At 36.8% G+C, this 12,574-nt stretch carries 16 protein-coding genes; 13 read left to right on the forward strand and 3 right to left on the reverse strand.

Features of this window, described 5'->3' with window-relative positions; all coding sequences use genetic code 11:
• The first annotated feature begins 82 nt into the window (after positions 1–82).
• From BMS_RS03935 to BMS_RS03945, 3 genes are all read left to right on the forward strand, one after another.
• Positions 83–487 (forward strand): hypothetical protein, encoded by a 405-nt coding sequence (locus BMS_RS03935; protein WP_014243493.1) that lies wholly within the window; start codon positions 83–85, stop codon positions 485–487.
• A 156-nt stretch (positions 488–643) separates the two neighbouring features.
• Positions 644–1,459, forward strand: coding sequence for a hypothetical protein (locus BMS_RS03940; protein WP_014243494.1), 816 nt, complete (start codon positions 644–646; stop codon positions 1,457–1,459).
• 1 nt (position 1,460) lies between these two features.
• On the forward strand, positions 1,461–1,979 hold the full coding sequence (locus tag BMS_RS03945) for a hypothetical protein (protein ID WP_014243495.1): 519 nt from the start codon (positions 1,461–1,463) through the stop codon (positions 1,977–1,979).
• Between the two features lie 108 nt (positions 1,980–2,087).
• Here BMS_RS03945 and BMS_RS03950 read toward each other — a convergent pair whose 3' ends face one another.
• Both BMS_RS03950 and BMS_RS03955 read right to left on the reverse strand, forming a co-directional pair.
• Positions 2,088–2,447: a hypothetical protein gene (locus BMS_RS03950; protein WP_044557268.1), complete on the reverse strand. Its 360-nt coding sequence runs from the start codon at positions 2,445–2,447 to the stop codon at positions 2,088–2,090.
• Between the two features lie 107 nt (positions 2,448–2,554).
• The gene (locus BMS_RS03955) at positions 2,555–3,652 is read right to left on the reverse strand and encodes an MBL fold metallo-hydrolase (protein WP_014243497.1); all 1,098 of its coding nucleotides are present in this window, start codon (positions 3,650–3,652) and stop codon (positions 2,555–2,557) included.
• A gap of 142 nt (positions 3,653–3,794) precedes the next feature.
• Here BMS_RS03955 and BMS_RS03960 point away from each other — a divergent pair, with 142 nt between their 5' ends.
• From BMS_RS03960 to BMS_RS03985, 6 genes are all read left to right on the forward strand, one after another.
• Positions 3,795–4,391, forward strand: a complete 597-nt coding sequence (locus tag BMS_RS03960) for a TetR/AcrR family transcriptional regulator (RefSeq protein ID WP_014243498.1) — start codon at positions 3,795–3,797, stop codon at positions 4,389–4,391.
• Positions 4,392–4,413: 22 nt separating this feature from the next.
• The gene (locus tag BMS_RS03965; protein ID WP_044557269.1) at positions 4,414–4,737 is read left to right on the forward strand and encodes a DMT family transporter; all 324 of its coding nucleotides are present in this window, start codon (positions 4,414–4,416) and stop codon (positions 4,735–4,737) included.
• Between the two features lie 117 nt (positions 4,738–4,854).
• Positions 4,855–5,709 (forward strand): heme/hemin ABC transporter substrate-binding protein, encoded by an 855-nt coding sequence (locus BMS_RS03970; protein WP_014243500.1) that lies wholly within the window; start codon positions 4,855–4,857, stop codon positions 5,707–5,709.
• 101 nt (positions 5,710–5,810) lie between these two features.
• Positions 5,811–6,767: a FecCD family ABC transporter permease gene (locus BMS_RS03975; protein ID WP_044557861.1), complete on the forward strand. Its 957-nt coding sequence runs from the start codon at positions 5,811–5,813 to the stop codon at positions 6,765–6,767.
• Positions 6,760–7,527, forward strand: coding sequence for an ATP-binding cassette domain-containing protein (locus BMS_RS03980; protein ID WP_014243502.1), 768 nt, complete (start codon positions 6,760–6,762; stop codon positions 7,525–7,527). Before BMS_RS03975 ends, BMS_RS03980 begins: the two co-directional genes overlap by 8 nt.
• A gap of 8 nt (positions 7,528–7,535) precedes the next feature.
• Positions 7,536–8,270: a HugZ family pyridoxamine 5'-phosphate oxidase gene (locus BMS_RS03985; RefSeq protein WP_014243503.1), complete on the forward strand. Its 735-nt coding sequence runs from the start codon at positions 7,536–7,538 to the stop codon at positions 8,268–8,270.
• A 55-nt stretch (positions 8,271–8,325) separates the two neighbouring features.
• Here BMS_RS03985 and fumC read toward each other — a convergent pair whose 3' ends face one another.
• Positions 8,326–9,711 (reverse strand): class II fumarate hydratase, encoded by a 1,386-nt coding sequence (gene fumC / locus BMS_RS03990; RefSeq protein ID WP_157868238.1) that lies wholly within the window; start codon positions 9,709–9,711, stop codon positions 8,326–8,328.
• An 81-nt stretch (positions 9,712–9,792) separates the two neighbouring features.
• On the opposite strand from fumC, the gene BMS_RS03995 reads away from it, so the two are divergent.
• From BMS_RS03995 to BMS_RS04010, 4 genes are all read left to right on the forward strand, one after another.
• Positions 9,793–10,092 carry a hypothetical protein gene (locus BMS_RS03995; RefSeq protein WP_044557270.1) on the forward strand — a complete coding sequence of 100 codons (300 nt, stop codon included), beginning with the start codon at positions 9,793–9,795 and terminating at the stop codon, positions 10,090–10,092.
• Positions 10,093–10,199: 107 nt separating this feature from the next.
• On the forward strand, positions 10,200–10,817 hold the full coding sequence (locus BMS_RS04000) for a hypothetical protein (RefSeq protein WP_014243506.1): 618 nt from the start codon (positions 10,200–10,202) through the stop codon (positions 10,815–10,817).
• An 18-nt stretch (positions 10,818–10,835) separates the two neighbouring features.
• Positions 10,836–11,471 carry a hypothetical protein gene (locus BMS_RS04005; RefSeq protein ID WP_044557271.1) on the forward strand — a complete coding sequence of 212 codons (636 nt, stop codon included), beginning with the start codon at positions 10,836–10,838 and terminating at the stop codon, positions 11,469–11,471.
• Positions 11,464–12,534: a hypothetical protein gene (locus BMS_RS04010; RefSeq protein WP_157868239.1), complete on the forward strand. Its 1,071-nt coding sequence runs from the start codon at positions 11,464–11,466 to the stop codon at positions 12,532–12,534. Before BMS_RS04005 ends, BMS_RS04010 begins: the two co-directional genes overlap by 8 nt.
• Positions 12,535–12,574: the final 40 nt, after the last annotated feature.

The following is a 12,574-nucleotide window of genomic DNA, read 5'->3' on the forward strand; positions in this document are numbered from 1 at the left end:
TAATTTTCCCTTTCCTATAACTCAGTCATCAAACAAATATAAGTTTTTAAAACTTAATAACTAACCTTATAGGAGAGGAAACATGAAAAAATTATTAGCGTTAACTTCAATTTTACTTTCAACTGCTTCATTTGCTTATGTAACTGGAGATAAGATTCACTTTCAAAAAGATTCTACTTATGTTTCTGCGGCCTATAGTAAATCTCTATGCTTTGATGGTGAGAACTTTAAAGCAAATATTAGAAAGTGTACAAGATGGACAACAAATGATGAGAGAAGATGTACTAGATACGGTGTATTTGCAGCGACTCAACCTCAAGAGTCTACAAGAAAGCGTTGTGCAAGATGGGGTGGAAGAGATGATAGCAACTGCCTTAAGTGGGAGACTGTAAGATACTTCCAATCTGAAGTTAGAACAGTAAAGTTTTACGGACAAAATGATGATCTTAGAAAAACGGAAACGATCGTAATCCCAACTTGTATGTAAGAAGATGAGATTGTTTTAGTGTGAAGTGTGAGAGGCGTCCTAGTAAATAGGGCGTCTCGTTCTTTATTTTAAACAAAGTCTGAGGCTTAAGTGCTTGAAATTGTGACTATTTGTCTCGCGTAAATATTACATATTGGGCCATCTGATAATTGTTTAATGCTATATTTCGACTCTATGAATTTTGATACTGAAAATAGTGAGAAAACTCTTAGCGATTCTCACACCTGCTCTGACTACTGTGAGCAAATTCGACTAGACCTTGAGTCTTTTATTTCTAATTTTCCAAATAAGAGTTTTGCAATACGTGTCCTTGCTAAGGAATCTGCTATTAGTGAGAAGACCATCAAGCGTCTCTTAAAGAAAACCAATAGACCGACATACGATACGATCTTTGCTCTCTATGCAGTGATTTTGGAAACTGAGGATGAAGAGTTAATTCTCTCTAAGGTTGCTCCATCTTTAAGTAATTACTTAAATCAAATGACTGCGAGAAAACTTAAGAAGAAAAAGAATCTGGACTATGACTTCTTAGAAATGCTTAAAAAAGATCCAGTCATCTGTGAGCTCTTCGTTCAGGCAGCAACCGGTGGTGTTAATGAGAGCGCAATTGGCTATCGCTACGGTCAATACGGCCTAGAGCTCTTAGAGCGCATGAGTGAACTGAAAATTTTAAGAGCTGTAGATAAGGGAGTTTATGAACTCTCTCCTCATGCTCCTAGTGTTGAAGGGGAAGTTCTTAAGTTTATTGGACTTCGATTTAGTGAGGTTTTCTCTAAACCAACAAACTCACAGGAAACAAATAATAACGTCATGTCATTCTATGCAAATTCTCTAAATGAAGAAGGTTATAAAGAATGGCTTCGCATAGATACAGAGGCCTTCTATAAAAAGTTAGAAGTTGCAAAGATGAAAGAGTATAAAGGTGCCATGAGGTATTTTACGTTTAACGCTACAGATAGCATGAGCAAGTAATATGATGAAGTATTTTATTTTTACATTAAGTTTATTAATAGGTCTTAGCTCATTAGCAAAAGATGGTATTGGTGGAATCATTGGTGGAACGGGGAGAACCTGGAAAGAGGAGATGAGTAGTAGGCGCAATTATATAGGTTGGCCAGAGATTCATCACGCCACTAATCCAAGATCATATAAAGTTCATGAATTATGTATTAAAGATAATGAGACCCTAGCTAGTATTAAGACGCGAAAAGAATATGAGTGGAAGGTGAGTAATTGGAGACTTAAGCGAGAGCTCGTTAGAGAGTATCGTATGGAAGTGGAGCGTGTCTTCAATAGTAATAAGAACTGCGAAGCATCTTCTTATTATAATTGTCAGATTCAAGGTCAATATGTAGAGAATGTCGTTCAAGTCCCAATCTATAGAGGGTTTAATGAGAGACAAGATGGTGATAACCGTATCCAATTTCTTCATACTAATGATCCTCAAAGGGTTGAAGAATTTAGAATACCTAAATGTAAAAAGATACAATAAGAAGAGGATTAGGAATTACTACAGATTTGATGTATTTAGTTTTTAATAAGAGTTTTATCTAGAGTGAGGCCATAGACCTCACTCTTTTAATTTAAATATTTTTTTGAATTAATCGAGAAGGTTTTCATAATTTACTTTAACGCATTTTTCTACGAACTCGTTTAACTCTCTCTCTGTAGAGGCGAAACCTTCTTTGTCGGCCCATTCCTTACAGCTCGTTTCAAACTTACTATCTGTACAATCTACCCATGCATCCCACTGGTTTAATTCTTTTGTACAAGCGCTACTTTCTTCTTGAGTATCAACTTCATAACACCAGTCTCCCCAGTTCGCATTTCCATTGTTGAGAGCGAATTGGTTGATAACCATTTCTTTAGTTGTGTAAACTTCAGAGGGAGTTGTACAGTTGAGTGATGCAAGTGTTGAATTCATTGCTAAGAAGATCAGAATTGCACTGATAGATTTCATAAAAATGTCCTTTTTAGAGTTTGATGACGAGAATCTACCTGTGCAATTTTGGGAATACGAGATGGGTGTAAAAATTACTGGACCAATTAGTCTTGGGATTAGAAAAACTAATCCCTCCACCAGAATTCATTAGTAAAGTCATTTGAGAGATTTACAATTTGTCCAATCTTAGGAACGACTAAGTTGACTTCATTATTTTCTGAGAGCTTGAAAATCTCTTGCATAGGTTCATTCCAAGTGTGCATAGATAGAACAAACATTCCCCAGTGAATAGGGAAGTACTTCTTGGCCCTTAAATCTTTATATGCTTGAATGGACTGCTTAGGCAGTAAGTGAACCTCTTCCCACTTTTCATTGTATTGACCATTTTCAATAAATGCGACATCAAATGGGCCATACTTATCTCCAATATCTTTGAAGTGCGTATCATAGCCGGAGTCTCCACTGAAGTAGATATTATGATTTTCTGACTGAAGAACCCACGAGGCCCAAAGAGTTTTACATCTATCCATTAATCCTCGACCTGAGAAGTGTTGTGAAGGAGTGGCAATAAATTTGATACCTTCAAACTCTGCACCTTGCCACCAATCTCTCTCTATGATTTTCTCTTTAGAGATCCCCCAGCCCTCGAGGTGAGCTCCAACTCCAAGAGGGGTAATGAACTTAATATCTTTTTCTTTAAAGAATTTAATAGATTCCATATCTAAGTGATCGTAGTGATCATGGGAAATCAAGATATAGTCTACCTTTGGAAGTTCTTCTAATTTTAAAACCGGTGGTTGAAAGCGTTGAACTGCAAAACTCACAGGGGAAGCGGCCTTTGAAAAGACGGGATCAACTAGAATAATTTTACTATCCATATTGAGAAGAATAGTAGAGTGTCCAAACCAAATGGACTTCAACTCTTTAGAAGGCTCAAGGAAGCTTGCAAGGTCTGGTTTTATTTCTGGTAATAGCTTCTCTGGTTTTCTATTTGGATGACTTTTGAAGAAGTTGAAGATGCTTCCAAAAGTAAAATTTCGATCCATCATTTCATCGACAATATTTGGAAGTCTATTTTCAAATTTCTCTTCTTTTAAATTATAATTCTTAGAAGACTTATACTTGTCTATTCTTTCTTTACTTGGGCTTGTCCCCAGTGCGCTACATCCAACCATGATTGTTCCTAGTCCTAAAAAGCTTAAGATGATTATTGTAAGTTTCACAGCTTTCCTCTTGTTTAAAATTATTTAATACGATATGGTAAACATATGTGTTTACTTTATGTCTATTTGAGATCTGGATCAAGTTAAAAGTAAACATATGTGTGTACTTTGATACGAAAGTCATTTAGTTTCAGTAGGTTATATGGATAGAAAGAAGGTGAAAACAGATCAAATCATTGGTGCGGCCATAGAGGAATTTCTCTTAAAGGGGATGGATGCAGCTTCCATGCATAATATCGCTGAGCAAGCTGAAGTCTCAAAGAGAACTCTTTATAAGTACTTTCCAAGTAAGGAAGAACTCTACGACGCTCTTGTGGATGAGATCTTTAATCGCTTTGAAGACATGAGTCTTGAACTTTATAGCAGTAATGAGTCTGTAGAAGTTCAGATTGAAAAACTTATTTCTAAGAAGATTGAATTACTCCTTACTGAATCTTTTATAAAAATATCGCGTATTGCTATTGGTGAAATGTTTAAGGGAAGACAAATGTCTGTTGAGCAAATGGAGCGAATGACAAAGTCTGAAAGCAATTTCCTACAGTGGATTCAAAAGGCACAACAAGATAAGAAGATACGAAGTGATATTGATAGCGAAATCATTGCCTCGCAGTTCCACTCAATTCTAAAAGGCCAAATCTATTGGCCGGTTCTCATGGGACTAAAGAGTAAAGAGAGCATTGACCGCGAACATGTAAAGAAGATCACAATGAACTTCTTTATGAAAACATTTGTTTTGTAATTGGCTTACTCTAGGAGGTAGCATGTCTTGGTTATATTTAGCTCTTGCAATAATTCTTGAAGTTGCGGGAACGACTTCAATGAAATTTTCGAATGGCTTTACTAAGCTCTTTCCTTCTATTCTAATGTTTGTCTTCTACATCTTATCCTTATCGACATTAACTCTTGCACTGAAGAAAATTGATATGGGAATGGCCTACGCTGTCTGGGCCGGACTAGGGACTGCTTTAATTTCAATTGTAGGAGTACTCTTCTTTAAGGAGTCCATTAATATAATGAAAGTGGCCAGCATCCTTTTGATAATTCTAGGAGTTGTAGGACTTAACCTCTCTGGAATGAAGCACTAAACCATTATTTTACTTGTAACCCACTGTAATCATTTTAGTTTTATGAGTTTGGATAGACACGGGACGTGTTAACCTACTTTTGTTTGACTTGTCAAACAATGTCTCCTAGAGTTTTAAGTGAATCTTTACTTAATTCATAAGGGACTCTCTATGAAGCTTCACTTAATTGCACTGCACTTCTTTCTTTTTCTTAGCATGAATACATTCTCGGCAGAGAAGAGAATTATTGTCTCTGGTGCGGCAGTCGCAGAAGTTGTGAGTCAACTTGGTGAGGCAGCTAATATAATTGCTAGAGATAGAACTTCTGTCGTTGTGGAAGAGATAGCGCATTTAAAAGACTTGGGAATGCCTTCGCAAATGAATGCTGAGGTTATTATTTCCATGAAGCCAGACCTTTTTCTATATGGCTCTAAAAATAAAAATGAGAAATTGGTAGGGCAATTAAATGCAGCGGGAATCAAGTCTTATGAAGTTAGGGAAAGTGATTCTGTTAAAAATATTCTAGAGAAAATTGATTCCGTTTCATCGATTTTAGATATTGATGAAGACAGAGTAAGAAAGCTTAAGAGCGAAGTTGAAAGTAATCTTACTAAGATTTCTAAATTAAATAAAATTAAAAGTAAGTCAGCTGTTTTTATCTATGCGCGTGGAGCAAACCATATATTTATGGCCGGAAAGAAAACTCCTGCTAACGAAATGATGAACTTAATAGGAATTAGTAATGCCTTTAATGAGTTCGATGGTTTTAAACCAATCTCTTTAGAAAGTTTGGTTAAGGCCAATCCTGATTATATCATTATGCTAAAGTCTGGAGTGAGAGGACTTAAGAATATTTGGAATATTCCAGGGTTAAAGCATACTACGGCAGGAAAGAACAAACAGTTAATTGAGACAGACACGTTGCCTTTTCTTGGCTTTGTGCCAGAGACTCTTCCATTAATAATGTCTTTAAATAAATCTCTGAGTAAATGAAAAAAGGTCCTCACAACAGTCTTTCATACGAGATTTACTCTCTTCAACAAAGAAGAGAAGGCTTTATAACAAGCCTTTTTATTTTTATTTCTATAGCTTTAATGATAACTGCAACGTTTTGGGGTCCTATAGAAATTCACTTCTTAGACTTATTCTCAGTTGAGAGTATGGAGTTTGAAATTCTTTCAAATATTAGAATTCCAAGAGTGATCGCTGGATTTTTTATTGGAGGAGCTTTAGCAATTGTTGGAGCGGTTCTACAAATCATCTTCTCAAATCCTCTAGCTGATTCGGGACTGATTGGTATCTCAGCTGGAAGCATGGTTGCAGTAGTTATTGGGATTGTAATTGCACCTGTAATACCTGCACTTGATTACCTCTTTACTCAACTTGGAGTATATACTTTGCCTCTGCTTGCTTTTGCTGGCGGGCTATTTTTGGTGAGCATTGTTTATAAACTCTCTCTTCATCAAGGAAGAGTTGATGTACGAACAATGTTATTGGCCGGAATTGCGATGAATTCATTGGCCGGAGCGGTAACAGGCCTTATTATATACATGGCCGATGATACTGAGATTCGCTCTATCACATTTTGGACAATGGGCTCTCTTGCTGGTGTCACTTGGAATGGTGTCATTCCTATTTTAATTATAATTATAGTTGGAGTCTTCTTTCTCTATCATCTGAGAGAGGATATTCACTGCTATATGGCGGGAGAGAAGCAGGCAATATGTCTTGGTGTAGATGTTGAAAAATTAAAAAGAAGAGTTCTCATCATCTCAGCTCTTATCTCAGGAGCTTCAGTTGCGTTAACTGGTATGATTGGATTTGTTGGTCTGGTTGTTCCACATATTGTCAGGGGACTTTTTGGAGTAAAAGCAAGTGTTGTAATGCTTCTTTCATTTCTAATGGGAGGGAGCTTCTTGGTCTTGGCAGATCTTTTTTCAAAAACAATTGTTCTTCCCGCGGAACTTCCAATTGGTGTAACCACGAGTTTAATTGGAGCGCCATACTTTATCTTTCTTCTTCAAAGAATTAAAAGAGGCTCAAATGCTTAGGGTCGTTGATCTAAATTTCCATCGAGGAAAGAGAAAAATTATAGATAATGTTAGTCTATCTATAAAAGCGGGTGAGTTTGTTGCTATCGTCGGCAAGAACGGAGAGGGGAAGTCTACACTAGTGGATCTTCTTGCAGGTATATCAAAAGGACAGCACAAAGAGATTTCTTATAATGACACTCTCATTGAAGAGATGAGCTTAGAGGAGCTTGGAAGAATAAGGGCCCTCTTGTCTCAAAAAAGTAACTTACAATTTAGTATGACTGTCTATGAGTTTATTCTCTTAGCAAAGAGATCAAAGTCTTCTCTAAAATCAGATGACTTCACTTACTTAGATTTAATTATTGAAGAATTTGACCTAGAGAAATTTATTGATCGTGAGATCTCTTCTCTTTCAGGGGGAGAGTTTCAAAGAGTTATTTTGGCAAAGACAGTTTTTCAACTATATCCGTTTTCGAGTGAGAAGAGTGCCTTTCTATTTTTGGACGAGCCAATGTCTGCGATGGATCTAGAGGTTCAGCAAAAGATGATGAGAATTCTCAAAAGTTTGGTGGCAAAGTATAATCTCAGCATTATTGTCGTTTTACATGACTTAAACCAAGTCTCTCACTATTGTGATAGAGTTTTGATTCTTTCACAGGGAAAGATTTGTATTAACGCAGATCCTGATGAGGCATTTACAGTAAGTAATTTGAAGAAGTTTTTTAATTTAGAAGTAATGATATCTAAGGTTGAAAATAAAAAAGTGATTTTATATTAGGAGGAAAGATGAAATTAGAAGTGAATGAACAAGTGATTACGGATGCGAAGAACTTTATAAGAAGTATAGACGCCGGAGTTCTTTCTACAGTTATGAAAATTGATGAAGATACATATCCATTTGGAGCCATGTGCCCATTCGTCCTTTCTTTAGAGGGAGAGGTTATTGTACTTATCAGTGATATAGCTATGCATACTAAAAATATTAAAGAAAGTAATAAAGTTTCGTTTAGTGTTTTTACTAATCATGCAAAGAATAAGCAGGCATCTTCAAGAATTTGTATCGTAGGGGATGCTCATAAAGTTGAAAAAGAGAGTGATAAGTATAGCCTTGTGAGCAAGAGATACTTGAGATTCTTCCCAGAGGCAAAGAGTTACTTTGAAGCACATAATTTTAACTTCTATACGATAACTCCTGTAAAAGCACATTATGTACAAACATTTGGAAAGATCTATACTTTTGATGGAGCACTTTTAAGTGAAGGTCTTCCAGAGTGGGCCGGAGAAGAAAACTCTGTGATAGAGCATATGAATAACGATCATCAAAACGTTTTTTCAAAATACCTTAGTGACGCTAAGATTGATTATAGTGGTGACGAAGAAAAATTGAAACTTGTAGACTTTGATCAACATGGTTTTCACCTCTCATCGGGAAGAGGAGACTTCAATTATTTAAACTTTCCTAATCAAGCCTTAACTCTTGCAGACCTAAGAAAAGAATTTGTTGATCTAGCGAGAAGATAAAAAACATGCCTATTGAAGAGAATTAAATCCTTCAATAGGCATAATTCATTTTTACTTATGGATGTGTCATATCCTTTGGGACAACTAGCTTGTCGAACTCTTCCTCTTTCATAAGATTTAGTTCAACAATAGACTCTTTGAGAGTAAGTCCTTTCTCAAACGCATTCTTCGCAACCTTTGCTGCGTTATCATAGCCAATGTGTTGGTTTAGAGCTGTCACTAACATAAGAGAGCTATTTAAATGCTTGTCTATATTCTCTCTATTTGCAGTGATTCCTACTGCACAATTCGTATTGAAAGAGTTTAACCCGTCAGCAAGGAGTCTAATAGAGTGTAAGAGGTTGTGTATCATTAGAGGTTTGTAGACATTTAACTCGAAGTTTCCTTGAGAACCTGCAAAAGAGATGGCAGCATCATTTCCCATGACCTGAACGCAGACCATAGAGAGGGCCTCACATTGAGTTGGATTAACTTTTCCAGGCATTATTGAAGAACCAGGTTCATTTGCAGGTAAGTTAAGCTCACCAAGTCCACACCTAGGGCCACTCGCTAGAAATCTGATATCATTCACAATCTTAAGAACTGAGCAGGCCAATCTTTTTAAGGCACCTGACGTACCTACAATTGCATCGTGAGCAGCGAGTGATTCAAACTTATTCTCTGCACTCATAAAACTGTGACCTGAAATTTCTGTAATTTTCTTTGCAACAAGCTCTGCGTATTGTGGATGGGTATTTAATCCTGTGCCGACAGCTGTACCACCTAGAGCAAGCTCTCTTAAGTACTCGAGAGATAACTCTATCCACTTCTTTGCGTTTTTAAGTTGAGTTAAGTAACCTGAGAATTCCTGAGAAAGCGTTAGGGGAGTTGCATCCATAAGATGTGTTCTTCCAATTTTAACAATACCATCAAACTCAGTAATTTTATTTTGAAATGTCTCAATGATTTTAGATAAACTCGGAAGAAGAGTTTTCTCAATTTGTTCAACAGCTGCAATATGCATTGCCGTAGGGAAGGTATCATTTGAAGATTGAGATTTATTTACATCATCATTGGGATGAATTGTTTTATCTTCTCCAATGACTCCTCCAGATAGCTCAATGGCCCTATTGGCGATGACCTCATTGAAGTTCATATTACTTTGCGTTCCTGAGCCTGTTTGCCAAACGACAAGAGGAAATTGATGATCTAATTTTCCTTCAATAATTTCGTCACAAGCTTTTGCGATAAGGTCTCTTTTTGTCTCCGATAATTTATCTAATTCAAAATTTGCTAGAGCAGATGCTTTCTTTAATATTCCAAATGCTCTGATGAATTCTCTATTAAATCTATCTTCGCCAATTTTAAAATTCTCTAAGGACCTCTGAGTTTGGGCCCCCCAGTATTTGTCTGACTCGACTTGTATTTCACCCATTGTGTCTCTTTCAATTCTATAGTTCACCGCATCCTCCATTAATGTATTTACAATATGTTTGTATTTTATTACAAAAGTTTGATAGGTCAAACTTTTTATGGAGAAGTTATGAATGAATTAAGAAAATATATATCTAACCAAAGAAAATCTTTAAAAAATTATCTGAGATCTGGGTACTTTGAGTACGCCTCCCAAATGTACTTCGTCCTGATAAAGTCTATCAAAAATGAAGTCCAAGACAAGGAATATAAAGCTGAAGACTTGCGGGAGGAGCTAGAGGGAATTGGAGAAGAGCTATCTCTCTTGAAAGAAGAGGGCTACGACGATGTTTATAGCTACTACTTCTTTGAGTCTAATCTAATGTCTAAAAACCTTTCGTTAGAAATTGTGAGATCAATACAGATCTAAGCTCATGAATTTGTCCAACAGGGCACGTATGAAATAAATGCAACTAAGTTGCATTTTATGTTTTGCTGTGATATTTCTTTTTTCAATTGATCTATTATGGAGGAAATATGAAAGTTACATTTCTAAGTGCATTTATTTTATCATTATTATCTTTCGGGGCTTCGGCTTCACAAGTAAGCGGGCTAGACTTGGCCAAGGCTTTGAACTCTTCTCTAGAGGAAGCGTCTGTAGAAGTTGATGTAAATTCAATTTATGCCTTTCAATCTATTGTTGAAGATCACGAAATTGAAGTTTCATTTTTAAGCGAAGATCACCTTCACCTAACTTATGGTTGTCACTACCATGGATCAACTATGGCCTGTCACGAAGAGGGACATGATCATAAGAACCAAAGCGTATCAAAGTCTGGAGAAAAGACTTTCTCAAATATTTTAAGTGCTCACGAAAGTGCAGTTGCAAAGCTTACTAAGACTCTTACTAGAAGAGGTGCAGACTTTGGAGCAGTAAGTGCGCTTAAGGTATGGACTCATACAGATGATCACGATCATGGTCACGCACACAAGCTTTCTGATGATCACGATCACGGGCAAGATGTTTGGACAAAATTCAATTACACACTAGCTGGTAAAGATCAGGTTATCTATGTTCTTTGTCATACTCATGGTCACGACACAGAATTTAGCTGTCACTACAGTAAAACTGGTGAAGGTGAACCACAGTTCTAATTAAGCTAGGAGCTCAAATTGAAGAATATAATGAAGCTATTTCCATATATATTTGTTCTCTTATTATCAGTGTCTTGTGGTGAGTTAACTGGGGAGAGTACAGGTGCAAATATTTTAGATAAGACCTCTGATTTAATTGGTGGTTTAAGCTCTGTGTCTGCTGGAGAGAATAAGTATCTTCTAAGTGGTACGGCAAAAAATGGTGGAAATGCAGGTCATTACTTTCGTTTAAAATTTGAGCTTCCTGAATCTGAAAAAATAAGTTTCTACTTCTTTAGTTCAAGATCATTGAACACAGGTGTGAAGTACTCTTTTAAAAGAGAAGCAGGATCTGTCTTACTTACGATGTCTTTAAATGGTTTAGAAGATACTGTTGAACTTCAGTCTTTCTCTGACTCTTTAGAGGTTGATGTTGCCATTGATATTCACAATGATCACACAGACGCTCATATGTTGGTATGGGATTTCAATGGTCCAAGAGGGGACCGTGAAGATTGTAGCTTTGACGGTGGTTGTCTTTATAACACAGAAGATTTTGCATTTGATGTTTGGCTTGGCGTAGGAAAAGCAAGTGGAACTTTCTGGGGATTTGAAGGCGATAGATCATTAATTAAATTATTAGAAGGTCCACTGGATGCTATTTCAGATGTCTAGAAATATAAAAGTCTTAATTACATTTCTTTTTACAATTTATTCTTTAAATTCTCTCGCACTGAAATTTTCTGACGTAGAAATTTCAGCCGCGGGTGACTTTATTTATGAGCACGGTTTAAATCAAGAGAGTGAGGCAGGGGATAGGCTTGTCATGCGAGGAGTTGAACTCTCTGTCTTTGCACCCGTAGATAATAATTTTAGTGGAGTACTTACGGCGGCTGCCCACGATGAACATGGTGAAACAGTTGTAGAGCTACATGAACTCTACCTCTCAAGTTTCTCACTCTTTCCGAGGACAAATATTAGAGTAGGGCAGTACTTCTTGGCTATTGGTCGACTGAATCGCTTTCATCAGCATGATTGGGTTTTCACTAGAGCGCCAAAATTCTTTAGAACTTTCTTTGGAGAAGAAGGAGTTCTCGACTCTGGTGTCGAAGTTGATTATCTTCTTCCGTTTGAGAGCGTCTATAATTTCACTTTTGGTTTCACTAGTGGACATAAGTGGGGACACTCTCATACTGAGGGAAAAAAGCCAAAGACTCCAACTCACTACGCTCGCTTATCAAACTTCATTGAGTTAGATGGAGCGAATGGTGTTGAAATTGGACTCACTTATTTAGGGAGAGTCGATGCCAATGATAATGCAAATAAGTTAATTGGAATTGATACGACAGCGAAATGGAGAAGAGGAAGGCTCACAGAGTTTCTAATTCAAAGTGAGCTTTGGTATAAGAATGAGAAGGATCAAAGTGGAGAGCGAAAGGAGTATCTCGGATGGTATCTCTTTAATGAATATGGTGTTTCTCTCTCTCATAGTTTGGGAGCAAGACTAGATGCCTATAAAGATCTCTCTAAGAGAAATGCAATAACAAATAAGAAGTCCAATAATATAAGTTTGGGCGCTTCTTTACAGCATACCTATACTTCAAGTGAATTTCTAAAGATACGAACAAGTATGGCCCACGAATTTGATAGGGAAGAGGGGCTAACAACGAATAAGGACACTAGGGCCATGTTGCAATTTATCTTTATTCTCGGAAGTCATCCCGCCCACAGTTTTTAGTTCAGTCTAAATGCCTCTTGTCTAATATAAGTTTTACACG

This window comes from Halobacteriovorax marinus SJ (assembly GCF_000210915.2).
Classification (GTDB): Bacteria; Bdellovibrionota; Bacteriovoracia; order Bacteriovoracales; family Bacteriovoracaceae; genus Halobacteriovorax; species Halobacteriovorax marinus.

What these genes read in the sequence shown, in the direction of transcription:
- BMS_RS03965 (WP_044557269.1), top strand. Translation starts at nt 4,414, where the DNA reads ATGTCTTGGTTATATTTAGCTCTTGCAATAATTCTTGAAGTTGCGGGA.
- BMS_RS03975 (WP_044557861.1), top strand. Translation starts at nt 5,811, where the DNA reads ATGATAACTGCAACGTTTTGGGGTCCTATAGAAATTCACTTCTTAGAC.
- BMS_RS03960 (WP_014243498.1), top strand. Translation starts at nt 3,795, where the DNA reads ATGGATAGAAAGAAGGTGAAAACAGATCAAATCATTGGTGCGGCCATA.
- BMS_RS04000 (WP_014243506.1), top strand. Translation starts at nt 10,200, where the DNA reads ATGAAAGTTACATTTCTAAGTGCATTTATTTTATCATTATTATCTTTC.
- BMS_RS03995 (WP_044557270.1), top strand. Translation starts at nt 9,793, where the DNA reads ATGAATGAATTAAGAAAATATATATCTAACCAAAGAAAATCTTTAAAA.
- BMS_RS03935 (WP_014243493.1), top strand. Translation starts at nt 83, where the DNA reads ATGAAAAAATTATTAGCGTTAACTTCAATTTTACTTTCAACTGCTTCA.
- BMS_RS03980 (WP_014243502.1), top strand. Translation starts at nt 6,760, where the DNA reads ATGCTTAGGGTCGTTGATCTAAATTTCCATCGAGGAAAGAGAAAAATT.
- BMS_RS03945 (WP_014243495.1), top strand. Translation starts at nt 1,461, where the DNA reads ATGATGAAGTATTTTATTTTTACATTAAGTTTATTAATAGGTCTTAGC.
- BMS_RS03985 (WP_014243503.1), top strand. Translation starts at nt 7,536, where the DNA reads ATGAAATTAGAAGTGAATGAACAAGTGATTACGGATGCGAAGAACTTT.
- BMS_RS03950 (WP_044557268.1), bottom strand. Translation starts at nt 2,447, where the DNA reads ATGAAATCTATCAGTGCAATTCTGATCTTCTTAGCAATGAATTCAACA.
- BMS_RS03940 (WP_014243494.1), top strand. Translation starts at nt 644, where the DNA reads ATGCTATATTTCGACTCTATGAATTTTGATACTGAAAATAGTGAGAAA.
- BMS_RS04010 (WP_157868239.1), top strand. Translation starts at nt 11,464, where the DNA reads ATGTCTAGAAATATAAAAGTCTTAATTACATTTCTTTTTACAATTTAT.